The organism is Halomonas organivorans (assembly GCF_014192055.1).
GTDB lineage: Bacteria > Pseudomonadota > Gammaproteobacteria > Pseudomonadales > Halomonadaceae > Halomonas > Halomonas organivorans.
This window is the reverse complement of the sequence record NZ_JACHXM010000011.1, coordinates 16,328-38,636: the sequence shown is the minus strand read 5'-3', so window position 1 is coordinate 38,636 and position 22,309 is coordinate 16,328. Positions and strand designations below refer to the sequence as shown.

Here is a 22,309-nt window from a genome sequence, read left to right as displayed (position 1 = left end):
CCTCAGGGCGTCAGCACCGACGACACCAGCAGCTGGGTATAGGCATGCTGCGGGTCGTCGAGAATCTGGTCGGTCAGCCCGGCTTCCACCACCCGGCCGCGGCACATCACCATCAGCCGGTCGGCGAGCAGCCGGGCCACCGCCAGGTCGTGGGTCACCAGCACCACGGACAGCCCCAGCTCGCGCACCAGGGTGCGCAGCATGTCGAGCAGCCGCGCCTGCACCGAGACGTCCAGGCCGCCGGTGGGCTCGTCCATGAACACCAGCCGCGGGCGGGTGACCAGGGTGCGGGCGATCTGCAGGCGCTGCTGCATGCCGCCGGAGAAGTGCCGGGGAGCGTCGTCGATGCGTCCCGGGTCGAGCTCGACGCGACCCATCCAGTCCTGGCCGGCGGCGCGCAGCTGGCCATAGTGGCGATCGCCCAAGGCCATCAGCCGCTCGCCGATGTTGGCGCCGGCAGAGACGCCGAGGCGCAGGCCGTCGCGGGGATTCTGGTGCACCAGCCCCCACTCCATGCGCAGCAGCGCCCGGCGCCGGGCCTCGCCGATGGCGTAGAGGTCGAGCTCGCCGTCGTCGGTCGCCCCGTCGAGGCACCGCTCGACATCAGAGTGATAGACGACCCGGCCGGCATCGGGCGTTTCCATGCCGCACAGGGTGCGCAGCAGGGTCGACTTGCCGGACCCCGACTCGCCGACGATGCCCAGCACCTCGCCCTCATGCAGGCGAAAGTCGATGTCCTCGCAGCCCTTGCCGGGGCCATAGAGCCGGGTGACGCCCCGGGCCTCCAGCAGCGCAGGGCGTTCCAGTTGCGGACGCTTCATGCCACTTCCTCCTGACGGCGCTGGCAGTAGTCGGTGTCCGAGCAGACGAACATGCGTCCGCCCACGTCGTCGGTGATCACCTCGTCGAGGAAGCTGTCCCGGGCGCCGCACAGCGCGCAGGGCTCGTCCCACGCCTGGATCTCGAAGGGGTGGTCCTCGAAGTCCAGGCTCTCGACCCGGGTGTGGGGCGGGATGGCATAGAGACGCTTCTCGCGTCCGGCGCCGAACAGCATCAGCGCCTCGCTCATGTGCAGCTTGGGATTGTCGAACTTGGGAATCGGCGAGGGGTCGGTCACGTAGCGGCCGTCGACCTTCACCGGGTAGGCGTAGGTGGTGGCGATGTGGCCGTGGCGGGCGATGTCCTCGTAGAGCTTGACGTGCATCACCCCGTACTCCTCAAGGGCGTGCATCACCCGGGTCTCCTCTTCGCTTGGCTCGATGAAGCGCAGCGGTTCGGGAATCGGCACCTGGAAGACCAGTATCTGGTCGGCCGACAGCGGCGTCTCGGGAATGCGGTGGCGGGTCTGGATGACGTCCGCCTCGGCGGTGGCGGTGGTGGTCTCGACGCCGGCCACCCGTTCGAAGAAGGCGCGGATGCTGACCGCGTTGGTGGTGTCGTCGGCGCCCTGGTCGATCACCTTGAGCACGTCGTCCTCGCCGAGGATGCTGGCGGTGAGCTGCATGCCGCCGGTGCCCCAGCCGTAGGGCATGGGCATCTCGCGGCCGCCGAAGGGCACCTGGTAGCCGGGGATGGCCACCGCCTTGAGCAGGCCGCGGCGGATCATGCGCTTGGTCTGCTCGTCGAGATAGGCGAAGTTGTATCCGTTCATGGGCTCACCTGCTCGGATTCGTTGGTGTCCTGCTCAACTGCGGGTTCCTTCTTCTTGCCCCCGTCATCGACCGTCTCGCGACTGTCCTCGGCACCGTCGGGTTGGCCATGGGCGCTGCGCAGCCGGCGCAGCAGTTCAAGCTCGGACTGGAAGTCCACGTAGTGGGGCAGCTTGAGATGGGAGACGAAGCCCGAGGCCTCGACGCTGTCGGCATGCGCCAGCACGAACTCGGGCTGCTGGGCGGGGCCCTGTACCGGCTCGCCGAGCTCCTCGGCGCGCAGTGCCCGGTCGACCAGCGCCATGGCCATGGTCTTGCGCTCGTTGCGCCCGAATGCCAGGCCGTAGCCGCGGGTGAACTGGGGCGCCCGATCCCGCGAGCCGGCAAACTGGTTGATCATCTGGCACTCGCTGAGCGCGATCTCGCCGATGCACACCGGGGCCTCGCATTCCTCCACGGCGATCTCCACCTCCAGCGTGCCGATGCGGATCTCGCCGGCGAAGGGATGGTTGCGGCCGTAGCCGCGCTGGGTCGAATAGCCCAGCGCCAGCAAGTAGCCTTCGTCGCCCCGGGCCAGCATCTGCAGGCGAGTGGCGCGGTCCACCGGGAAGTCCGGCGGGTCCCGGGTGATGTCGTAGGGCTCGGCACCGTCGTCCGTCTCGCGCTCGATCAGCCCCTCGGCATCGAGCTGCTCGAGGATCGGCGGGCAGGCCTCCAGCGCCTGCTCGGCGCGGGCCGGCTCGGGCACCTCGCCGTCGGCCAGCTGCAGGAAATCCAGCAGTCGATGGGTGTAGTCGTAGGTCGGGCCGAGCACCTGGCCGCCGGGGACGTCCTTGTAGGTGGCGCTGACCCGCCGTTCGAGCCGCATGGCGCCGGTGTCCAGCGCCACGGTCTCGGCCAGGCGCGGCAGGGTGGTGCGATAGGCGCGCAGCAGGAACACCGCCTCGACCAGGTCGCCGCTGGCCTGCTTGAGGGCCAGGGCGGCGAGCTCGGGGTCGTAGAGCGAGGCCTCGGCCATCACCCGGTCCACCGCCAGGTTCATCTGCTCGGCGAGCTGGGCCACCGAGAGCGCGTCACGCTCACGATCGCCGCGGCGGCGATCCGCCAGCCAGCGGTGGGCGTTGGCGATGGCCTGCTCGCCGCCTTTCACTGCGACGTACATGTGCGATCCTCCTCGGGGGTAGCGGAAACGGGGCCTGCGAGCCGGGTGCTGCGGGGAATCGCCGCCAGGCAGTCGCCGCAGCCGAGAATGGCGTCCAGCCCCTGCGGGAAGCGGGCCCGGTTGGCGGCCAGCCGGGTCATCAGCGCAGTGGCCTCGCCCACGTCCAGGCCGCGGGTGTCGGGGATGCCGGGGCCGGTCAGCCGCCAGGGACCGCCCTCGGCCAGGGCGTCGAGGACCACCAGCAGGGTGGTGCTGCGGTCGGGGTAGGCATCGCTGCCCTCGGCAAAGACCGGGGCCGGATCCACCAGGGTCGCCGGGGTGACCAGGGCGAAGTCGGCCCCGTCGGGTGTGGCGACCTTCCGGCAGCCGGTGTGGAAGGTCACCGCGTCGGCCAGGCCGCCGGCCTCGAGCCCCGGGGCGATCCACAGCCGGGTATCGAGGTCGCACAGCGACAGCAGGGTCGCCCACAGCGCCGGACCGATGGCCGCGTCCTCGGGCACCGCCGTCGCCGCGGCGTCATGCAGGGTGCCCGGCTCGGCCATGGCCGCGAGCACGCGGCGGAAGTGGCGTTGCCCGTCCTGGACGGGATCGGAGAAGCCTTGCCAGCGCATCGTCATTCGCCTCGTCGTCATTCGCTCGGTACTCACTCGCTACGCACCATGGTGAAGAAATCCACTCGGGTCGCCGCCGCGGTGCGCGAGGCCTGCTCGCGGGCCGCGTCCAGTTCCCGGGCCAAGGGGGCCATCAGCTCGGCGTCGATGCGCTCGGCCCACTCGGGGCGATGGGCGCAGGCGTCGACCAGGGCGATCAGCTCGGCGTGGCGATGGTCGCGGCCGGCTACCCAGCCGTGGCCCAGCGCGGCGCCGTCGTCCAGCGTCACGCTGGCCCGGCTCAGGGTCATCTCGCCGAGATTGAAGGCGTTGCCGGTGCCGCCCATGCGGCCACGCACCATGGCCATGCCGGTCTCGGGGCCGCGCACGCAGCGGTGCGTCACCGGGAGGGCCAGCTCGGCCCAGCCTTCCTCCAGGCGCTCGCAGGGAGTCAGCGCCAGCAGGCGCTGGCGCTGCGCCTGGGTCTGGGTCTGGGTCTGGGTCTGGGGCAGAGGGGTCTGCTTCATGGGAACACCTCGTCGGGGTCCGTCAGGGAGTGATCGAAATCGATGTGATAGGCCAGGCGGTCGGCCCTGGCGCGGCTGACCGAGACCTCCACCAGGCGGCCCGCCGCGTCGACGTTGTCGCTGGTCAGCGCCAGCAGCGGCGCCCGATGGGGGCACTGCAGCAGGCGGCTGTCCTCGGGGTCGGCCTGGAGGGCCTCGAGGCGCACCCGACGACGCCGCAGGCGCAGGCCGTAGTGCTGGTCGAGCAGCGCCCGGGTGGAGCCGCCGCGATAGCGGTCGACCCAGCCCGGCACTCGCGTCGGGTCGAACCAGTGGCGCAGCCGCAGCAGCGGGGCGCCGTCGACGCAGCGCAGCGTCTCCACCCTCAGCAAGGGGGTGCCGCGGGACGCCTCGAAGCGCTGGGCGATGGCCTCGGGCGGCGCGTCGAGGCCCTGGTCGAGACAGCGGGTCTCGGTGGCCATGCCGCGCTCGGCCAGGTTGTGGGTCACCTTGCTGCCGGCGTGGACGGCGTAGTCCAGGCGGCGGTCGACGACCTGGGTGCCGCGCCCCTGGTGGCGGGTGACCATGCCGGCGGCGACCAGCTCGTCCAGGGCGCGGCGCACGGTGTGGCGATTGACGGCGAAGCGCCTGGCCAGCTGGGACTCGGCGGGCAGCAGGTCGCCGGGGCCGTAGTCGGCGCGCACCTCCCGGGCCAGGGTGTCGGCCAGGGTGCGGTAGCGGGGTTGAGCGGCGCCGGTCGTGGAAAGTTGTCTAGACATCTCGCCTCCTGGCAAGGCGCTTGCGAACAAGCGCCCGTGTCCTGGTTCAGATGAAACGCTTGCGCACGCGCTGGGAGGCCATGTCGAGCAGGGTCACCGCGACGATGATCACCAGCATGATGGTGGCCGTTTCCTGGTACTGGAAACCGCGCATGGTTTCCCACAGCGCCACGCCGATGCCGCCGCCACCGACCATGCCGAGCACGGTGGCCGAGCGGATGTTGGACTCGAAGCGATACAGGCTCACCGAGATCCACAGCGGCAGCACCTGGGGAATCAACCCGAAGGCGATCTCCTCGATGCGCCCCGCGCCGGTGACCCGGATGCCCTCCATGGGGCCGGCCTCGCTGGCCTCCACGGCCTCGGAGAACAGCTTGGCGAGCACGCCGGTAGTGTGGACGAACAGCGCCAGGGTGCCGGCGAAGGGCCCCAGGCCGACCGCGACCACGAACAGCATGGCGAACACCAGCTCGTTGATGGCACGGCAGGCATCCATCAGCCGGCGCATCGGGTGGTGGATCCACCAGGGAGTGAGGTTTTCGGAGGACAGCAGGCTGGCCGGGATGGCCACCAGCACCGCCAGCAGGGTGCCCCAGATGGCGATCTGCACGGTGACCAGCATCTGGTCGACGTAGTGCCCCAGGTTGCCGAAGGCCAGCGGGAAGAAGTCGCCGATCAGCTCGGCCATGTTGTCGGCGTTGGTGACCAGCAGGCCGGGGCGTATCTCGGCGCCCTGCCAGGCCCAGGAGAGCACGCCCAGGGCGACCGCCCAGCCCAGCAGCGTGGTCCAGCCGCGCTTGCCGGCCGCGGCGGCGTTCAAGGTGGAAGACTGACTCATGATGCTCGGCTCCAGGCGGGAGGAGCGAGCTCCTCCCGGGTTCCAGTGGTTCGCTTCAGCTGGCCTGGGCGGCGGCGGCCTGCTCGGCCTCGGCGGCCTCGAGGCGGGCGTTCAGCTCGTCGAGACGGGCGTCGAGCTCGGCCAGCCTGGCCTCGCGCTCGTCGGCGGACAGGCTGGCGTCGTCCGCCACCTGGGCGCGCTGCTTGAACAGCTCGAGCTGGCGGATCGGCAGCAGCTGGTCGTTGGTGGACGGCGCGAAGCCGGACCACTGCAGCGGCTCGAGGATCGCCTGCTCGGCCTCGCTCTCGCCGTAGGCGTAGAAGAAGTCGCGCAGCTCACCCTTGAGCTCGTCGGACAGGTTCTCGCGCCACACCAGCGGGTCGGAGGGAATCAGCGGCGACTGCCAGATCACCTTGAGCTGCTCGGCCTTGTCCGGGTGCACCTCCTCCAGGCGCTCCATGCTTTCGGTGTTGAAGGTGGCGACGTCCACCTGGCCGTTGGCCACCGACAGCGCATTGGTCTCGTGGCTGGAGTTGAGGGTGCGCTTGAAGGCGGTGGCGGGATCGACGCCGTTCTGGGCGAAGACGTAGTAGCCCGGCACCAGGAAGCCGGAGGTGGAGTTGGGGTCGCCGTTGCCGAACACCAGCTCGGAGGCGTTGGCCAGCACGTCCTCGACGCTCGAAAGCTCGCTGTCCCGCTGGGTGATCATCAGGCTCCAGTAGCCCGGATCCCCGTTGGCGGCCACGGTCTGGGCGAAGATCTCGCCGCCGGCCCGGTCCACGGCTTCCATGGCGGACTTGTTGCCGTACCAGGCCAGGTCGATCTGGTCGAAGCGCATGGCCTGGATGACCGCGGCGTAGTCGGTGGCGAAGAAGGGCTCGACCTCGCGATCCAGGGCCTCGGACAGGTCGGCCAGGAAGGGATCCCAGAGCGGCGCCTGGTTCTGGCTCGACTCGGTGGAGATGATGCCGAACTTCAGCGGCTCCTCGGCGGCGACGAAGGGGCTGGCCGCCAGGCCGACGGCGGCGATCAGCGGCAGGGTCAGGCAACGAAAGGGCGTGAACGACATGGGAGGGTCTCCTCGGTAATGAAGCCTTGCGGGCATCAGCCCAGGGCGCCGACGGGCGCCGCCAGGTCGACGGGCGGGGTACGGGTCTTGAGCTCATCGAGCCCGGCGTTTTCATAGAGCGCGGTAAGACGGCCATCGGTGAGCTCGCCGATGGGGCCGTCGAAGTACAGGCGGCCCGCCTTGAGGGCGATGGCACGCTTGCAGAAGCGGCGGGCGACCTCGACCTGATGCAGGGTGATCACCACGGTGCGGCCGTCCTCGGCGTTGACGCGCTCGAGGATCTGCATCACCTCCCGGGCGCTGCGCGGATCCAGCGAAGCGATGGGCTCGTCGGCCAGGATGACGTCGGTGTCCTGCATCAGCACCCGGGCGATGGCCACCCGCTGCATCTGGCCGCCGGACAGGGTATTGGCGCGCTGGTCGGCCAGCGCTTCCAGCCCCACCCGGGCCAGGGCGCGGCGCGCCATGTCCCGCTCCTCGGGCGTGAAGCGGCCGAACAGCGCGCGCCCCCGGGGCATGCAGCCCAGGCGACCGATCAACACGTTGGTGAGCACGCTCAAGCGCCCCACCAGGTTGAACTGCTGGAAGATGTAGCCAGTGCGGCAGCGCTGCTGTCGGGAGGCCCGGGCGAGACGCCCGCCGGCCTGCACCTCGCGGCCCTGGAGTCGTACGCGGCCGGCAGCGCCCCGATCGCCGCGGGTCAGGCCGATCAGATGACGCAGCAGGGTGGACTTGCCGGAGCCGGAGGGCCCGATCAGGGCGACCATCTCGCCGGCATGGATCGTGAAGTCGATGTCGCGCAGCACGGGATGCTGCCCGAAGGTCTTGCTCAGCCGCTCGACAACGATGCTGGGAATCGACATGACGCCTCTCCTCTAGGAATGGCGCCAGTGTCGTGGTTCAAGATGAAGGGAACTTGTCTAGACAATGTCGATACGGTGACATTCGCCCGCCGGGATTCATTGCCCCCGTTCTCTTTCGACGACACGAGCCAAAGAAAATCAACGCCTTGCAAAGCGCCGTCATCGCCCTGTCTTGGCGGCGTCATCGGGTCGTCATCCAGAGGGGCCAGCCGCCGGCCGCCAGCTTCCCCATTTCCGACCGACCGCTACGCTTGGGAGATACCGCCGGGAAGGCGTCGCGCATAAAACCTGTTCACCTGGTCAACTAGCAAGCTAACCAGTAGACTGACCAGCGAACCAGGGTCTCGCGCCATCCCACCCCTTTCGATCAGTCACCGCCATGGGGACGAGCATGCAGCATCCACACCTCTCGCGCCGCGCTTTTCTCAAGGGAAGCGTCGCCGCCGGTATCGGCATCACCATCGCACCGCTCGGTAGCCGCGCCTTCGCCGCGCTCTTCGAGTCCCGGGTCACCGCGACGCCTGAACCATGGGCCTCTCCCGGCGGTGCGCGCTTCCGCATCGATGCGTTCAGCAAGGTCTGCGGCGGCAAGGTCTTCGCCCGCGACATTCGCGCCCGGGACATGCCTGGCTGGCCCCGGCAGCAGGGCCACGCGATGCTGCTCAAGGCGAACCGGGCGGACCACGCCTACCAGGGCTTCGAGCTGTCTTCCCTGGATGAATCGCTGCACCCCGACCGTATCGTCACGGCCGCCGACCTGGAACGCGACGGCATCGCGTTTCCCGACAGCCATGGCCCCGACCCGCTGCTACCCCAGGGCAAGACCCCGCTATACATCGGTCATCCGGTGGCGATACTGATCTGGCATGATTTCGCCCGCTATCGCGCGGCCAAGAACGCGCTGAAGTTTCGCGACGACCTGATTCGCTATGGCGCCGCGACCGGCGAGGTCGAGCGTCCGCCTTACGGCAGTTTTCGCTATGTTCGCGTCGGCGGCGACACGCCCTTCGCACCCGACGAATTCTCCAGCCTCAAGGACAGCGACCTCTTCCCCGCCATCAAGAATCGCCGCCCGGTATGGCCGGACGATCCCAGCCTCAACGGCGACGTCGGTGAGCGGGGGCTCTACCATGCCCAGCGCATGGCGGAACAGCTGGAACAGCCTCCCGAAAACTGGGAGGTCTTCCAGGCTCGCTACACCACGCCCTATATCGAGCCGGGTGCGCTGGAGCCGGACAACGGCAACGGCTGGTTCGACGCCGACTCGGGCGAGCTGCATTTCGTGGTCGCCACCCAGTGTCCCCAGGAGGCGGCGCGGGAAACCGCGCTGATGCTCGAGGGCTCGCGCTTCGCCGTGCGGCATCTCAACGTCCACCCGGGCTACACCGTGGGCTATGGCTCCAAGGACCACAACATCTTCGTCTACTATGCGGCCCTCGCCGCCATGTACGGCGACGGCCACCCGATCCGGCTGGCCAATGACCGCTTCGAGCAGTTCCAGAGCGGCATCAAGCGTCACCCCTTCGACATGGACTACCGCCTGGCGGTGGACCGCGACTCGCTCAAGTTCCAGATCTTCCGCGCCCATCTGGACGTCAATGGCGGGGGCCGCGCCAACTACAGCGCCTCGGTCGCCGCCGTCGGCGCCACCGCCGCGCAGTCGGTCTACTACCTGCCCCGCAGCGACCTGGCGACGACCGCCTATCCGTCCCGCGCCGTGGAAGCCGGCTCGATGCGCGGCTACGGCACCCTGCAGACCATGGCGGCCACCGAGATGATGGTCGATGAGCTGGCCGAGCGCCTCGGCGTGGATCCCTTCGCCCTGCGCCGCGCCAACCTGCTCGAAGCCGGCATGAAGAATACCCAGGGGGCGATTCCCGGCGGGGCCATCCGGGTCGGGGAGATCCTCGACAAGGCGGAACGCCATCCGCTGTGGCAGGAGCGCCATGAGCGCCGCGACGCGCGCCAGGCCGAGGATCCCGACCACCTCTACGGCACCGGCTTCGCGATCAGCCAGAAGGATTTCGGCACCGGCGCCGAGGCCCCCATGGCCAGCGTCGAGATCGATGCGGCAGGCCGCATTCGCCTGCGCCAGATCGCCATCGACATGGGGACCGGCGCCGCCACGTCGCAGGCCATGAACGTGCTCGAGGTCCTCGGCCGCCCCGCCGATGACATCAAGACCGGCGAGACCGACTGGTCGGAGCTGGCCCTGGAGACGAGCGGCAATCCCTACACGATGTCGCAGGATGAGCAAGATCGCCTGAGCCAGACGCCACGCTGGACGCCGCGTCTCGCCTCGCCGTCCTCGGCGTCCAATTCGGCCTACTATGCCAGTCATGCCACCCGCGAGGCCGCCAGGCTGGTGTTTCGCCACGGCCTGTGGCCGGCCGCGCTGTCGATCTGGCGCCAGGGGATATATGGCGGCCAGGCCAACCCCTATGTCATACGCCTGGAGGACGCCCGCTGGGTCGAGGGGCACCTGACCGCGAACGGCATGACGCCCCTCTCCCTGGCCACGCTGGCCGCCAAGGCCCATGAGCTCGGCCTGATCACCGGCGCCAGCGTGCATGCCTTCAACCGCTGGAGCTGGGCCAGCGCCGAGTTCGCGCTGGGCGAGGAACGCTCCCGCCTGCCGCTGGATGCCGTGGCGGTGAAGTACGGCGACGGCGCCGACGACGACAAGCGCCGGCTGATGAGCTCCCACGGCTATCACCTGCTCGATCGCCAGGCCATGCGCTACCCCGACGTGCAGCTCAACAACGCCCACGTCACCTACTACAGCCCGGTGGCCACCCTGGTCGACCTGCGCGTCAGCAAGGGCAGCGGCGAGGTCGAGATTCTCGAACACTATTCCTGGGTGGAGTGCGGCAAGCCGATCGTCTCCGAACTGGTCATGGGCCAGCTCGAGGGCGGCGTTGCCATGGGCATCGGCCATGCCCTCCTCGAGCACATGCCGCTCTACGAGGACGGCCCCGGCAACGGAAGCTGGAACTTCAATCGCTATCAGGTCCCCCTCGCCCGTCACTGCGCGGTCTGGAAGCAGGGCGGCGAGATCCTTCCCCCGCTCTCCGAGACCGATCCCGCCAAGGGCATGGGCGAGGTGGTGATGATTCCGGTCGTCGGCGCCATCGTGAACGCCCTCGCCCATGCCACCGGACAGCGCTTCCGCGACCTGCCCGTGACCCCCGAACGCATTCAGGAGGCCCTCCATGGCTGAGCTCCCCACCCGCTCCCTGAGCCTGACCATCAACGGCGAGGCGATCGGCCCCGTGGACGTGCCGGAAGACCTCATGATGATCGACTTCCTGCACGAGTATCAGGGCCTCACCGGATCGCGTCTCGGCTGCGGCCAGGGGATCTGCCGCGCCTGCGTGGTGATCCTCGACCACGACGACGGCACCAGCGAGGAGATGCGTATCTGCATCACCGGCGCGCACTTCTTCAACGGCAAGCGCATCCGCACCATCGAGGGGCACGCCGAACGCGACGCCGCTGGTGATATCGTCGCCTTGAACCCGATCCAGCAGAAGTTCATCGACCACTTCGCCTTTCAGTGCAGCTACTGCGCCCCGGGATTCGTCAATGCCGCCACGGTGCTGGTCGAACGCCTGCAACGCGACCCCCTCGCCGCCGGCGAGCTCGAGGGGGCCATCGAGCAGGCGCTGGGCGAGCACATCTGCCGCTGTACCGGCTACGTGCGCTACTACCAGGCCACCAGGGCCGTCATCGAGGAACTCGGCCTGGCCAAGGAGGGCTGAATGCGACGCTTACTGCTTGGGGCCCTGCTGCTGGCTCCCACCCTGGCCGTCCAGGCGGCCGATGACGAGACACTGATCGAACAGGGCCGCTACCTGGCCCGCGCCGCCGACTGCGCCGCCTGCCATACCGCCGAGGGGGGCGCGCCCTTCGCGGGCGGACGCCCCATCGAGTCGCCCTTCGGCACCATCTACGGCACCAATATCACGCCCGACCCGCAGCATGGCATCGGCGACTACAGCCGCGATGACTTCTACCATGCCCTGACCGAGGGCGAGACGCCGAGCGGCCGCCAGCTCTATCCGGCGATGCCCTACACCTCCTACCACCTGATGCGGCGCGAGGACTCCGATGCCATCTATGCGTACCTGAACAGCCTGGAGCCCATCGCACGCTCCGCCCCCGAGACCCGGCTATCGTTCCCCTACAACCAGCGCTGGGGCGTAGCGCTCTGGAACCTGGTCTACGCCGACGCCCTCCAGCCGGAGGACGCCGCATCCCATAGCCCGGCCTGGCAGCGCGGCCAATACCTGGTCGAGGCGATGGGACACTGCGGGGAATGCCACACGCCGCGCGGCTGGACCGGTGCCATGGACCTCGACCACCATCTCGAGGGCGGCATGCTGGCCGGCTATCTGGCCCCCAGCCTCAAGGCCGAGGCGCTGGCCGAGCGGGGCTGGACCCGGGACGACCTGGCCCGGTTCCTGCGCGACGGCATGAGTCCCCAGGGGTCGATGTTCAACGAGATGTTCCCGGTCATGCACCTCAGCACCCAGCACCTCGAGGACGACGACCTCGCGGCCATGGCCACCTACCTGCTCGGCGACTCGCCTCCCGAGGCCCGGCGCATCGACGCCCACCCCCTGGAAGAGCTTGGTGACTCCGCCCGCCGCGGACGCCAGGGCTATCTCGACACCTGCGCCGGCTGCCACGGTATCGAGGGACAAGGCAAGCCGCAGGTCGCCGTGGCCATGGAGGGCAATACCACCCTGCGCCTCGAGGCACCGGACAACCTGCTCAAGGTGATGCTCAACGGCATCGCCGCCCAGGACTTCCCCGGCTTCGCCCGCATGCAGGAAATGCCCGGGTTCGCCTCAAAGCTGAGCGATGCCGAGCTGGCCGACCTGAGCAACTATCTGCGCGAGACCTGGGGAGGCCGCGCCGGCGACGTCTCTCCCGAGGACGTCGCGGCACTGCGCGAGGAAAGCGGCCATGCCACCCCTTGACCTGATCACCCTGGAGCGCGCCCTGGAATGGGCGCGCCGCGGTGAGACGGTGTGGCTGTGCAGCGTGCTGAGCACCTACGGCTCGTCGCCGCGACCGCCGGGCGCGCTGCTCGCCGCGACCCAGGGGGGCGAGCATAGCGGTTCGCTGTCAGGTGGCTGCGTGGAAGACGACTTCCTGGCGCGCCTGGCCGCCGGCGAGTTCGACGCCACGCCTCGGCTGGTGCGCTATGGGGCCGACGATGACCGGGAGCGCGGCATTCGGTTGCCCTGCGGCGGCCAGCTCGACGTACTGGTCGAGAGGCTGGCACCGGGCACGGCCACCGAGGCGCTCATCAGCGCCATGCTCGACGTCCTGCGCGGAGCGCCGCCTCGGCTACGGGAGGTGAGCCTCATCGATGGGGAGAGTCGACTGGTCGACGACGCAGGCCTTGGCCCCCGAGTCGAACGAGCGCCCGACCACGTCAGGCTGCGCCTGGCCCCGGCCCATCGCCTGATCATTGCCGGCATCTCGCCGGTCTCGCGCTACTGCGCCCAGTTCGCCCGGGCGCTGGACTTCGACGTCATCGTCTGCGACCCGCGGGCCGACATGTGCCACGACTTCGATGTCGCGGACGTGCGCGTCATCGACCAACTGCCGTCCAGCGTGATTCCCGGCGCCAGCCATGGCGGCACCGCCGTGGTCGCCCTGACCCATGATCCCCGGATCGACGACCTGGCGATGATCGAGGCCGTCCGCACCCCGGCGTTCTATATCGGCGTGATGGGATCGCGCCAGACGTCGGCGGCGCGTGCCGAGCGCCTGCGACGCTCCGGCGGGCTCGGCGATGAGGACATCGCCCGCCTGCGCATGCCCATCGGCCTCGACATCGGCAGCAGGACGCCCGCCGAGATCGCGCTCGCGGTCATGGCCGACATCGTCGCGACCCAGCGCGGCAGCCGCCCCGCGACGGCCCCCCACATCACCGGCAGGCAAGCGGAACCGATCAGGCCACGGTGATCACCGTGCAGGGCGCCACGTGGCTGACCTTGTGGGACGTGCTGCCGAAGATCATGCCGTGCATGTCGCTGACGCCGCGACTGCCCATCACGATGACATCGACGCCGCGCTGCTCGGCCTCCTTGAGGATGCCCTCGGCCGGCGTGCCCTGGCGCACCAGCGTCTCGACCTCGATGCCGGACAGGTCGACGCTGTCCTGGACCGTCTTCAGGGCCTGCTGGGCGTCGGCCTTCAGCGAATCGGCGATCTCGTTCCAGTTCTCCGAGGTGAAGGGCTCGGGCGTGCCGCCGGTGAACAGCCCCATGTTGCCCGGCGGGTAGCCGGCCACGGTCATCAAGGTGAGCGACGCGGAGGAGCCCCGCGCCAGCTGTGCCGCGACGCCCAGCGCCTTGGCGGAATGTTCGGAGCCGTCGACGGGCACCAGAATCGACTGATACATGTTGGCCTCCTGAAAGCGCGAGTCAGGGACAGCCGGGAGCTTCCCGCTGTCCCTTCAGACTAGCCGCTCGCCACACAGGCGGCCGGGGATCGCCCGAGGGCTTGACCCGCATCAAGCCCTCGGGCCTCACTCCTCGTCGTCGGCCAGGCGGCGAGCCATGGCCTTGCGCGCCTTGTTGCGCCGGTAGAGCCGCACCAGGGCGATCCACAGCGCCGCCACCACCATGGCCCCCAGTGTCCAGCCCTGCCAGGGACGGGCGGCATCGCCGAGGACGGTTTCCAGAGTGATGATGAGGATGAAGCCCAGGGCCTGGCTGGCGATCGCCAGGGCCCGCAGGGTATCGAAGGCCTGTCGTGCCATGAACGCTCCTGCTGATGACAGCCCCGCCCACCGGCAGTAGGCTTGGCGAGGAAAATCCGCCCAGTGTACCCGGTCCGGCGCGATGCGCCGAGCCTGCTAAAGAGAACCCAAGGAGAGAGCCCGCCACGCCATGGACGCCATCGCCCTGGGGCCCGTACTGCTTCCCCTGCCCCGCCTCTACGCCCTGATTTCCGCCCTGCTGCTGCTCATCGCCAGCGCCTGGCTGCTGGGCCTGCCCCGTCGCCGCCGGGCCCGCTGGTTCAACGGCCTGGTCATCGCCTGGATCGTCGGCGCGCGGCTGGGCCACGTGGCACTGAACCTGCCCGCCTACCAGGCGGACCCGCTGACGGCGCTCAAGCTGTGGCTACCGGGCTATCACGGCCTGTTCGGCCTGCTGGCGGCGCTGGCCTGGAGCGCCTGGACGCTGCGCGACCGCCTGGGCGTCATGTACCGCGCCCTGGGCCTCACCCTGGGCGCCGCGCTGGTCTGGCTGGGGCTGATGAGCTGGGCGCCGCTGGGTAGCGGCATGACGCCGCGCCAGTTGCCCGAGCTGACCCTGGAGAACCTCGACGGCGAGCCGGTCGACCTGGCCGGCCTCACCGGCCAGCGCGTCATCGTCAACCTCTGGGCCACCTGGTGTCCGCCGTGCCGACGCGAGCTGCCGCGACTCGCCGAGGCCGATGGCCGTGACGATGTCACCGTGGTGGTGGTCAACCAGGGCGAGGACCTGCTGCCGGTGGCGCGCTATCTCGACGCCCAGGGACTCGCCTTCTCGCATGCCCTGCTCGACCCTCGCCAGTCGCTGATGGTGGCAAGCGACGCCCCGGGGCTTCCCACCACGCTGCTGTTCGACGCCGACGGACGCACCCGCGAGCGACACGTGGGCGAGCTGACCCAAGCCATCCTGGACGACTGGCTGGATGACGGTGAGGAGTGAGGCACAAGTTGCCGACGGCGTCCCGAGCGAGCCGCGATTGCCCGAGAAACGCCAAGGAGGCTCTTAAGCCGCGCCGGGGATTGCTGTAAGATACCGCGCCCTGTCGCCGAAGGCCGGGCGTGGCCAGCGGCGCGAGTACCGATCCCTAGCATCCCCGAGGCACCATGAGCGACTTCTCTCCCGGCCAGCGCTGGATCAGCGATGGCGAGGCCGAACTCGGCCTGGGTACCATCCTCAACTGCGACCCACGCAGCGTCACCGTCCTCTTCGGCGCCAGCCAGGAAACCCGCACCTACAGCAGTCAGCACGCCCCCCTCACCCGGGTGGTCTTCGGCAGCGGCGACCGCATCCAGTGCGCCGAGGGCTGGCAGATGACCGTCGACGACAGCAAGGAAGCCGGCGGCCTGATCGTCTACATCGGCGAGGACGACCAGGGCGAGGTTCGCGAGCTCCCCGAGGCCCGGCTGGCCGACACCATGCAGTTCGACCAGGCGCGCGACCGTCTGCTGACCGGCCAGGTCGACCGCAACGACTGGTTCGACCTGCGCTTCCGCACCCTGCACCATCACCACCGCACCGAGCAGAGCCCGGCGCTGGGACTGGCCGGGCCGCGCATCGATCTGATTCCGCACCAGCTCTACATCGCCGACGAAGTCGCCCGCCGTCAGGCGCCCAGGGTGCTGCTGGCCGACGAGGTCGGCCTGGGCAAGACCATCGAGGCCGGCCTGATACTGCACCGCCTGCTGCTCAGCGGCCGCGCCGAGCGGGCGCTGATCCTGGTGCCGGCCAGCCTCACCCACCAATGGCTGGTGGAGCTGCTGCGCCGCTTCTCGCTGGAGGTCACCCTGCTCGACGAGCAGCAGAGCCAGGCCCAGGGCGACGGCAATCCCTTCGAGACCGGCCAGCTGGTGCTGGCCAGCCAGGACTGGCTGTTCGCCAACCCCCACCGTCAGGCCCAGGCCGAGGCCGGCGACTGGGACCTGCTGATCGTCGACGAGGCACACCACCTGGAGTGGCGCGAGAACGGCGACGAGGTCGGCCCCGGCTACGCCTGCGTCGAGCGCCTGGCCGGCGCCGCCAGCGGGGTGCTGCTGCTCACCGCCACCCCCGAGCAGATGGGCCAGGAGAGCCACTTCGCGCGGCTGCGCCTGCTCGATCCGGACCGCTACCACAGCCTGGGGGCCTTCCAGGAGGAGGAGCGCCACTACGTCGAAGTGGCTACCGCCATCGAGGCCCTGGAGCGCCTGCCCGGTGACGCCGCCGCGCGCGACGCGGTAGCCGCCGTCAGCGACGATCCCGACAGCGCGGCGCTGCTCGGCACCCTGGCCGACGCCGAAAGCGACGAGGCCCAGCGCGCCTCGGCCCGCGACCAACTGCGCGACCAGTTGCTCGATCGCCACGGCACCGGCCGGGTAATGTTCCGCAACAGCCGCCGCCACGTCGGCGGCTTCCCCGAGCGACGCCTGCACGTCGAACGACTCGAGCCGCCTTCCGCCTATCGCCGCGTGCTGCGCCGCCTGGCCCGTGACGAGGACTACCTCGACGAACTGCTGATCGAGACCGGCCTCGACCATCCTGAAGTGCTGATCTACCTGGACACCATGTACCAGGCGCTGGCCGACGACCCGCTCAATGCCGAGCCCTGGTGGCAGTTTGACCCGCGCGTGACCTGGCTGCTGGAGCGCCTCACCGAGCTCGGCGACGACAAGATCCTGGTCATCGCCCACGACCGCGAGACCGCCCAGGGCCTGGCCGACGGCCTGCGGGTACTGGGCGGCGTGCACGCCCCGGTGTTCCACGAGGACCTCACCCTGGTCGAGCGCGACCGCGCCGCGGCGGCCTTCGCCGATGCCGAGGACGGCTGCCAGGTGCTGGTGTGCTCGGAAATCGGCTCGGAGGGCCGTAACTTCCAGTTCTGCCGTCACCTGGTGATGTTCGACCTGCCGCTGCATCCGGATCAGCTCGAGCAGCGCATCGGGCGACTCGACCGCATCGGCCAGCGCCACGCCATCGAGCTGCACGTGCCGGTGTTCGCCGGCAGCCCCGGCGAGCAGCTGCTGCGCTGGTACCAGGAGGGCATGGACGCCTTCAGCGCGCCCCACGGCCTGGGCGGCGAGCTCTACGAGGCCTTCGGCGACGCCCTGGCCGACGCGCTGCTCGACGCCGAGAGCCTGGACGAGGTGATCACCGAGACCCGCGAGCTGTTCGACCGCCGCCTGGCCGAGCGCGACGCCGGGCGCAACCGCCTGCTCGAGCTCAACGCCTGCCGGCCGCAGCGTGCCGAGGCCACCATTGCGGCAATCCGCGAGCTGGATGAGGATCGCGCCCTGCGCCGCTATATCGACCAGGCGCTGGACATCTTCGGCGTCGACGCCAGGGATCTGGGCGGCGACATCCAGCACCTGGTGCCCGGCCCGCAGATGCTCGACGGCCTGCCGGGGCTGGTGAAGGGCGAGGACGGTTTCTCGGCGACCTTCTCGCGGCAACGCGCCCTGGCCCGGGACGACGTCCAGCACCTGTCCTGGGAACACCCGCTGACCCGCGAGATGATGGGGCGGATCCTCGACGGCACCATGGGCAACACCGCGCTGGCGCTGCTCAAGCATCCCTCCATCCCCGGCGGCCGGCTAATGACCGAGCTGGTGTTCCGCACCCACTGCCCGGCGCCCAAGCGGTTGCACCTCAACCGCTTCCTGCCGCCCACCGCGGTGCGCGTGCTGCTCGACGAGTCCGGCGCCAACCTGACCGCCAAGGTCTCCTTCACCGGGCTCTCCAAGAACCTGCAGAAGGTCAAGAAGGCGGTGGCCCGCGACCTGATCAAGAGCCGCCACGACCAGCTCCGCGAGCTGCTCGACCGCGCCGAGGCCGAGGCCGAGCGGGAACTGCCGAGCATCGTCGAGGCGGCCCAGACGCGCATGCGCGAGGCGCTGGACGCCGAGCTGACCCGCCTGGAGGCCCTGGCCCGGCGCAACCCCGCGGTGCGCGAGGACGAGCTGACGGCACTGCGCGAGGAGCGCGCCGCGCTGGACGCCGCCATCGAGGGCACCCGGCTGCGGCTGGACGCGGTGCGCGTGATCGTCACCATCGACGAGAACACCCGCTAGGCGATCCGACCGGACGAGCCCGGTCGCCGCGTCCAACCAAGAGCCCCCGCCGGCACGCTGCCGGCGGGGGCTCGTCGTTTCAGGAGCAGCAATAAATCAGCGTTTCCCTAGCCGAGAATATCGGTCAGGGCCTCTTCCAGTGTCGGAAAGCGGAACACGAAACCGGCCTCCTCCAGGCGTGCCGGGCGCATGTCGGCGCCGGTCAGCAGCAGCCGCGACATCTCGCCGAAGGCGATCTCCAGCGCCCGGCCAGGCACCGGCAGCAGCGCCGGGCGATGCAGATGGCGCGCCAGCAGCCTCGTGAAGACGGCATTGGTGACCGGGTGCGGGGCGCTGCCGTTGAAGGCCCCGTCGAGATCGTCGCGCTCGATGAGAAACAGGATGGCGCTCACCAGGTCCTGGCGATGCACCCAGGGCATGTACTGGCGACCGTCGCCGAAGCGCCCGCCCAGGCCCAGGCGAAAGGGCGGCAGCATGCGCTGCAGGACGCCACCGCCGGCGTCCAGCACCAGCCCCAGGCGCAGGATCGCCAGTCGAGTCCCGTGGGCCGTGACATCGCGGGCGGCCTCCTCCCAGCGCTGGCACAGCCGATGGGCGAACTCGTCGTGTGGCGGCGTCTCCTCGGTGACCGGCGCCTCGCCCTGGTCGCCGTAGTAGCCCATGGCCGAGGCGGAGACCATCACCGACGGGGCAGATCCCTGGGTCGCCTTGAGCTGCTCGCTGAGCTGCACCAGCTCGCGGGTGGCATTGAGCCGGGAGTCGAGCAGGCGCTCCTTCTGGGCATCGCTCCAGCGCTTGCCGGCGATCGGCTCGCCGGCCAGGTTGACCAGCGCCTTCGGCGGCGCATCGACGAAGTCCAGCGCCGAGCGCCGGACATCGATCCCCTCGGGCAACCGTATCCGGGCCTGTGCCGGGTCCCGAGACACCACCTGGACCCGATGTCCCGCTTCGACGAGCCGGCGACACAGCGCCTGGCCGACGAAACCACTGCCGCCAGTGATCAGCACGCGCATATGATTCTCCCTGTCACGCGATGCATGGGTGTTATACAGCTGTTGTACACCTCTGCTAGTCTAGCGGTAAACTCGCGCCGCTGCAGGGCCACGCTCCGCGGCCGGCGCCCCGCAATCAGGAGAATTCCCGCTATGCCCAACGCCCTCATCCTGATGGCCCATGGCTCCAGCGATCCGAACTGGCGCGCCCCCTTCGAGCGCCTGGCCGAACAACTGGCCGAACGGCTATCCACGCCGCTGCGACTGGCCTACATGGAAATCTGCGCCCCCTCTCTGGAGGACACCGTAGCGGAGCTGGCCGCCGAGGGCATCACCCGCGCCGAGATCCTGCCGCTGTTCTTCGCCGCCGGTCGTCATCTGCGGCGCGACGTTCCCGGCCAGGTCGCCGCCCTCGGCGAGGTCCACCCCGGCCTGAACCTGACCCTGCTGCCGCCAGTGGGCGAACATCCGGCCTTCGTCGAGGCCCTGGCAGCCGTGATCGCCGAGCGGGCCGGAGAGCCTGGGTGAGGCGACGTGTTGTACATCGCTCGGATTTTGTACAAAATTATCGACTGAACGCCCTTCTTTCCGTCACCGACTCCACCACCGAGGCAGAGACGCGCATGAGCGATCAGGCGAACCACCCGGCCGATGCGCCGCTCTATCCGATCCGCGAAGTCTCGCGCCTGACCGGCGTCAACGCCGTGACCCTGCGCGCCTGGGAGCGTCGCTACGGACTGATCCGCCCCAAGCGCACGCCCAAGGGCCATCGTCTCTACGCCAAGGATGACATCGCCCGGGTCGAGCGCATCCTGCAGTGGCTCAATCGCGGCGTGCCGGTCAGCCAGGTGCGCGAACTCCTCGAGCAGCCCGAGGCCGTGGAGGCGCCGCCCCCCGCTGCCGGCGACTGGGAGAATCAGCGTCACCAGTTGATCACCGCCGTGGAGGCGCTCGACCTGGAACGCCTGGAAGCGCTGTTCAACCAGGGATTGGCGCTCTATCCGGTGGCCACCTGCCTCGACGAGCTGTGGCAGCCGGTGCTCCGCGAGCTGGAGGAACGTTGGGACGATCGCCTGGGCGCCGACCTTCAGCGCCGCGCCCTCGAGGCTTTCCTGCGCACCCGTATCGGCACGCGCCTCTATCACGCCAATGCCCTGGCCAGCGGGCCGACGCTGCTGATCGTGCCGCTGCCCGACGATGGCCCGCTGTGGGGGCTACTCGCCGCCCTGGCCGCCGCCGATCGCGGCTATCGCGTGCAGTGGCTGGACGCGCCCCTGCCGGCCCAGGAGCTGCCGCTCGCCGTGGAGCGCTTCCATGCCCAGGCCCTGCTGCTGGCCAGCGGCCGCGCCGAACGCGCCGACCTGGTGCGCCGTCAGCTACCGCGGCTGGCCGAGCAGCTCGAGGTGCCGCTGACCCTCTGCGGACCGGTCGCCCGCATCCGCCAGGGCGATCTTGAAGGCTCCGGCGTGGAAGTGCTCGGCGACGACCTGACCCACGCCATGAAGCGCCTGACATCCCTGACCCAAGCCGCCTGAACGGAGACGACGATGTCCCCGACCCTGGTCTGGTTCCGCAGCGACCTGCGCATCCACGACAACACCGCCCTGGCCGCCGCGGCCCGCCGCGGGCCGGTAATCGGCGTCTTCCTGCGCTGCGTGCCCCAGTGGCGTGAGCACGGCCACGGTGCCAACAAGCTGGACTTCTGGCGACGCGGCGTCGCGGCACTGTCAGAGGCGCTGGCAGGGCTCAACATTCCCCTGCTGCATCGCGACATCGAGCACTTCGACCAGGCCCCGGCGACGCTGCTCGCCCTGGCCCGGGAACTCGGCGCCGAGGCCCTGCACTTCAATCGCGAGTATCCCCTCGACGAGGCACGCCGCGACGCCGCGGTGATCGATGCCTTCGAACAAGCAGGCCTGACCGCCCACGGCCATCGCGACGCCGTGGCCTTCGCTCCGGGCGAGCTGCTGACCGGCAAGGGGGATTTCTATGGCGTCTTCACGCCCTTCGCCAAGGCCTGGCACAAGGCGATCACCGCCGACCGCCTGGCGCTTCAGGATACCCCGGCGCCCCAGGCCACGTTGACGCTGGACGCCGAGCCCATTCCCGAACTGCCCGAGCTCGAAGACGCGCCGATCGACGGCCGCCTGTGGCCCGCCGGCGAGGGCCCGGCCGCGGATCGCCTGGAGCGCTTCCTGCGCTTTCGCGGCCGCCACTACGACGATCAGCGCGACTTCCCGGCGATCCGTGGCACCAGCGAGCTCTCGCCCTATCTGGCACTGGGCATGATCTCCCATCGACAGTGCCTGCAGGCGGTACTGGCCGAGAACGACGGCGCCCTGGCGGACGGCGACGCCGGCCTCACCGCCTGGGTCGGCGAGCTGATCTGGCGCGAGTTCTACCAACACATTGCCGCGGGCTTCCCGCGGGTATGCCGCCATCGCGCCTTCCAGCGCCACACCGAGGCACTGCCATGGCGAGACGACGAGGCCGGCTTCCGAGCCTGGTGCGAGGGGCGCACCGGCTATCCCATCGTGGACGCCGCCATGCGCCAGCTCGTCGCCACCGGCTGGATGCACAACCGGCTGCGCATGGTCACCGCCATGTTCCTGTCCAAGCACCTGCTGATCGACTGGCGCCGCGGCGAGGCCTTCTTCCTGCGCCACCTGGTCGACGGCGAGTTCGGCGCCAACAACGGCGGCTGGCAGTGGGCCGCCTCCACCGGCACCGATGCCGCACCCTACTTCCGCATCTTCAACCCCACCACTCAGTCCCAGCGCTTCGACCCGGAGGGCCGCTTCCTCGCCGAGTGGCTGCCGGCGCTCGCCGAGCTTCCGCCCAAGGGCCGCCACGCCCCGGGCAGCGACCTGCTGAGCGGCGTCGACTATCCGGCGCCGATCGTCGACCACAAGGCCGCCCGCGCCCGGGCGCTGGACGCGTTCAAGAACCTGCCGCCCGCATCCTGACGCGGGCGCCGCTCCCGGCCACGTCTCAGCACCTCATTTTCCCAGCCATTCCCGCTCCGCTCTTCTTCGTCGC

At 69.8% G+C, this 22,309-nt stretch carries 21 protein-coding genes; 9 read left to right on the top strand and 12 right to left on the bottom strand.

From position 1 onward, the window contains the following. Positions 1–2: 2 nt before the first annotated feature. The 9 genes from phnK to phnC are packed head-to-tail and all read right to left on the bottom strand — an operon-like array spanning position 3 to position 7,456. Positions 3–821 carry a phosphonate C-P lyase system protein PhnK gene (gene phnK, locus FHR96_RS12325; RefSeq protein WP_183387991.1) on the bottom strand — a complete coding sequence of 273 codons (819 nt, stop codon included), beginning with the start codon at positions 819–821 and terminating at the stop codon, positions 3–5. Further along, positions 818–1,651: an alpha-D-ribose 1-methylphosphonate 5-phosphate C-P-lyase PhnJ gene (locus FHR96_RS12320; RefSeq protein WP_183387990.1), complete on the bottom strand. Its 834-nt coding sequence runs from the start codon at positions 1,649–1,651 to the stop codon at positions 818–820. Before FHR96_RS12320 ends, phnK begins: the two co-directional genes overlap by 4 nt. Continuing rightward, positions 1,648–2,811: a carbon-phosphorus lyase complex subunit gene (locus FHR96_RS12315; RefSeq protein ID WP_183387989.1), complete on the bottom strand. Its 1,164-nt coding sequence runs from the start codon at positions 2,809–2,811 to the stop codon at positions 1,648–1,650. The genes FHR96_RS12320 and FHR96_RS12315 overlap by 4 nt, the downstream gene beginning before the upstream one ends. Further along, the gene (gene phnH, locus FHR96_RS12310; RefSeq protein WP_183387988.1) at positions 2,796–3,428 is read right to left on the bottom strand and encodes a phosphonate C-P lyase system protein PhnH; all 633 of its coding nucleotides are present in this window, start codon (positions 3,426–3,428) and stop codon (positions 2,796–2,798) included. Before phnH ends, FHR96_RS12315 begins: the two co-directional genes overlap by 16 nt. A 26-nt stretch (positions 3,429–3,454) precedes the next feature. Further along, positions 3,455–3,928, bottom strand: coding sequence for a phosphonate C-P lyase system protein PhnG (gene phnG / locus FHR96_RS12305; protein ID WP_183387987.1), 474 nt, complete (start codon positions 3,926–3,928; stop codon positions 3,455–3,457). Further along, entirely contained in the window at positions 3,925–4,686 is a 762-nt protein-coding gene (phnF, locus tag FHR96_RS12300; RefSeq protein ID WP_183387986.1) for a phosphonate metabolism transcriptional regulator PhnF, read from the bottom strand. Before phnF ends, phnG begins: the two co-directional genes overlap by 4 nt. A gap of 46 nt (positions 4,687–4,732) precedes the next feature. Beyond that, positions 4,733–5,524 (bottom strand): phosphonate ABC transporter, permease protein PhnE, encoded by a 792-nt coding sequence (gene phnE, locus FHR96_RS12295; protein ID WP_183387985.1) that lies wholly within the window; start codon positions 5,522–5,524, stop codon positions 4,733–4,735. A gap of 55 nt (positions 5,525–5,579) precedes the next feature. Further along, positions 5,580–6,593: a phosphonate ABC transporter substrate-binding protein gene (gene phnD / locus FHR96_RS12290; protein ID WP_183387984.1), complete on the bottom strand. Its 1,014-nt coding sequence runs from the start codon at positions 6,591–6,593 to the stop codon at positions 5,580–5,582. A gap of 35 nt (positions 6,594–6,628) precedes the next feature. Beyond that, positions 6,629–7,456 carry a phosphonate ABC transporter ATP-binding protein gene (phnC, locus tag FHR96_RS12285; protein ID WP_183387983.1) on the bottom strand — a complete coding sequence of 276 codons (828 nt, stop codon included), beginning with the start codon at positions 7,454–7,456 and terminating at the stop codon, positions 6,629–6,631. A 391-nt stretch (positions 7,457–7,847) separates the two neighbouring features. Between phnC and FHR96_RS12280 the strand changes: the two genes are divergently transcribed. Genes FHR96_RS12280 through FHR96_RS12265 form a run of 4 tightly spaced genes read left to right on the top strand, consistent with a single transcriptional unit; the run spans position 7,848 to position 13,438 of the window. Beyond that, positions 7,848–10,676: a xanthine dehydrogenase family protein molybdopterin-binding subunit gene (locus FHR96_RS12280; RefSeq protein WP_183387982.1), complete on the top strand. Its 2,829-nt coding sequence runs from the start codon at positions 7,848–7,850 to the stop codon at positions 10,674–10,676. Further along, positions 10,669–11,217: a (2Fe-2S)-binding protein gene (locus tag FHR96_RS12275; RefSeq protein WP_183387981.1), complete on the top strand. Its 549-nt coding sequence runs from the start codon at positions 10,669–10,671 to the stop codon at positions 11,215–11,217. Before FHR96_RS12280 ends, FHR96_RS12275 begins: the two co-directional genes overlap by 8 nt. Continuing rightward, positions 11,218–12,441: a c-type cytochrome gene (locus tag FHR96_RS12270; protein ID WP_183387980.1), complete on the top strand. Its 1,224-nt coding sequence runs from the start codon at positions 11,218–11,220 to the stop codon at positions 12,439–12,441. Further along, on the top strand, positions 12,428–13,438 hold the full coding sequence (locus FHR96_RS12265; RefSeq protein ID WP_183387979.1) for an XdhC family protein: 1,011 nt from the start codon (positions 12,428–12,430) through the stop codon (positions 13,436–13,438). Before FHR96_RS12270 ends, FHR96_RS12265 begins: the two co-directional genes overlap by 14 nt. Here the strand turns inward: FHR96_RS12265 and FHR96_RS12260 are convergent. Both FHR96_RS12260 and FHR96_RS12255 read right to left on the bottom strand, forming a co-directional pair. Further along, positions 13,425–13,877 (bottom strand): universal stress protein, encoded by a 453-nt coding sequence (locus tag FHR96_RS12260; RefSeq protein WP_183387978.1) that lies wholly within the window; start codon positions 13,875–13,877, stop codon positions 13,425–13,427. The two genes, FHR96_RS12265 and FHR96_RS12260, sit on opposite strands and share 14 nt — an antisense overlap. Positions 13,878–14,003: 126 nt before the next feature. After that, on the bottom strand, positions 14,004–14,237 hold the full coding sequence (locus tag FHR96_RS12255) for a hypothetical protein (RefSeq protein WP_183387977.1): 234 nt from the start codon (positions 14,235–14,237) through the stop codon (positions 14,004–14,006). Positions 14,238–14,367: 130 nt separating this feature from the next. On the opposite strand from FHR96_RS12255, the gene FHR96_RS12250 reads away from it, so the two are divergent. Beyond that, positions 14,368–15,174 carry a TlpA disulfide reductase family protein gene (locus FHR96_RS12250; protein ID WP_183387976.1) on the top strand — a complete coding sequence of 269 codons (807 nt, stop codon included), beginning with the start codon at positions 14,368–14,370 and terminating at the stop codon, positions 15,172–15,174. 164 nt (positions 15,175–15,338) lie between these two features. Further along, positions 15,339–18,278, top strand: coding sequence for an RNA polymerase-associated protein RapA (gene rapA / locus FHR96_RS12245; protein ID WP_183387975.1), 2,940 nt, complete (start codon positions 15,339–15,341; stop codon positions 18,276–18,278). A gap of 107 nt (positions 18,279–18,385) precedes the next feature. Here rapA and FHR96_RS12240 read toward each other — a convergent pair whose 3' ends face one another. After that, the gene (locus FHR96_RS12240; RefSeq protein WP_183387974.1) at positions 18,386–19,291 is read right to left on the bottom strand and encodes a TIGR01777 family oxidoreductase; all 906 of its coding nucleotides are present in this window, start codon (positions 19,289–19,291) and stop codon (positions 18,386–18,388) included. Between the two features lie 132 nt (positions 19,292–19,423). Between FHR96_RS12240 and FHR96_RS12235 the strand changes: the two genes are divergently transcribed. The 3 genes from FHR96_RS12235 (at position 19,424) to phrB (ending at position 22,236) form a co-directional block, all read left to right on the top strand. Continuing rightward, positions 19,424–19,798 carry a sirohydrochlorin chelatase gene (locus tag FHR96_RS12235; protein ID WP_183387973.1) on the top strand — a complete coding sequence of 125 codons (375 nt, stop codon included), beginning with the start codon at positions 19,424–19,426 and terminating at the stop codon, positions 19,796–19,798. Positions 19,799–19,893: 95 nt separating this feature from the next. Continuing rightward, on the top strand, positions 19,894–20,805 hold the full coding sequence (locus tag FHR96_RS12230) for a MerR family transcriptional regulator (RefSeq protein ID WP_183387972.1): 912 nt from the start codon (positions 19,894–19,896) through the stop codon (positions 20,803–20,805). Between the two features lie 12 nt (positions 20,806–20,817). After that, positions 20,818–22,236, top strand: coding sequence for a deoxyribodipyrimidine photo-lyase (gene phrB / locus FHR96_RS12225; RefSeq protein WP_183387971.1), 1,419 nt, complete (start codon positions 20,818–20,820; stop codon positions 22,234–22,236). Positions 22,237–22,309 lie beyond the last annotated feature (73 nt).

Excerpts from the sequence above, each read along its gene's own strand:
- FHR96_RS12240 (WP_183387974.1), bottom strand. The coding sequence starts at position 19,291 with ATGCGCGTGCTGATCACTGGCGGCAGTGGTTTCGTCGGCCAGGCGCTG.
- phnH (WP_183387988.1), bottom strand. The coding sequence starts at position 3,428 with ATGACGATGCGCTGGCAAGGCTTCTCCGATCCCGTCCAGGACGGGCAA.
- FHR96_RS12270 (WP_183387980.1), top strand. The coding sequence starts at position 11,218 with ATGCGACGCTTACTGCTTGGGGCCCTGCTGCTGGCTCCCACCCTGGCC.
- rapA (WP_183387975.1), top strand. The coding sequence starts at position 15,339 with ATGAGCGACTTCTCTCCCGGCCAGCGCTGGATCAGCGATGGCGAGGCC.
- FHR96_RS12255 (WP_183387977.1), bottom strand. The coding sequence starts at position 14,237 with ATGGCACGACAGGCCTTCGATACCCTGCGGGCCCTGGCGATCGCCAGC.
- FHR96_RS12320 (WP_183387990.1), bottom strand. The coding sequence starts at position 1,651 with ATGAACGGATACAACTTCGCCTATCTCGACGAGCAGACCAAGCGCATG.
- FHR96_RS12230 (WP_183387972.1), top strand. The coding sequence starts at position 19,894 with ATGAGCGATCAGGCGAACCACCCGGCCGATGCGCCGCTCTATCCGATC.
- FHR96_RS12280 (WP_183387982.1), top strand. The coding sequence starts at position 7,848 with ATGCAGCATCCACACCTCTCGCGCCGCGCTTTTCTCAAGGGAAGCGTC.
- FHR96_RS12315 (WP_183387989.1), bottom strand. The coding sequence starts at position 2,811 with ATGTACGTCGCAGTGAAAGGCGGCGAGCAGGCCATCGCCAACGCCCAC.
- FHR96_RS12235 (WP_183387973.1), top strand. The coding sequence starts at position 19,424 with ATGCCCAACGCCCTCATCCTGATGGCCCATGGCTCCAGCGATCCGAAC.
- phnK (WP_183387991.1), bottom strand. The coding sequence starts at position 821 with ATGAAGCGTCCGCAACTGGAACGCCCTGCGCTGCTGGAGGCCCGGGGC.
- phnC (WP_183387983.1), bottom strand. The coding sequence starts at position 7,456 with ATGTCGATTCCCAGCATCGTTGTCGAGCGGCTGAGCAAGACCTTCGGG.
- FHR96_RS12250 (WP_183387976.1), top strand. The coding sequence starts at position 14,368 with ATGGACGCCATCGCCCTGGGGCCCGTACTGCTTCCCCTGCCCCGCCTC.
- phnE (WP_183387985.1), bottom strand. The coding sequence starts at position 5,524 with ATGAGTCAGTCTTCCACCTTGAACGCCGCCGCGGCCGGCAAGCGCGGC.
- phnG (WP_183387987.1), bottom strand. The coding sequence starts at position 3,928 with ATGAAGCAGACCCCTCTGCCCCAGACCCAGACCCAGACCCAGACCCAG.
- phrB (WP_183387971.1), top strand. The coding sequence starts at position 20,818 with ATGTCCCCGACCCTGGTCTGGTTCCGCAGCGACCTGCGCATCCACGAC.
- FHR96_RS12265 (WP_183387979.1), top strand. The coding sequence starts at position 12,428 with ATGCCACCCCTTGACCTGATCACCCTGGAGCGCGCCCTGGAATGGGCG.
- phnD (WP_183387984.1), bottom strand. The coding sequence starts at position 6,593 with ATGTCGTTCACGCCCTTTCGTTGCCTGACCCTGCCGCTGATCGCCGCC.
- FHR96_RS12260 (WP_183387978.1), bottom strand. The coding sequence starts at position 13,877 with ATGTATCAGTCGATTCTGGTGCCCGTCGACGGCTCCGAACATTCCGCC.
- phnF (WP_183387986.1), bottom strand. The coding sequence starts at position 4,686 with ATGTCTAGACAACTTTCCACGACCGGCGCCGCTCAACCCCGCTACCGC.
- FHR96_RS12275 (WP_183387981.1), top strand. The coding sequence starts at position 10,669 with ATGGCTGAGCTCCCCACCCGCTCCCTGAGCCTGACCATCAACGGCGAG.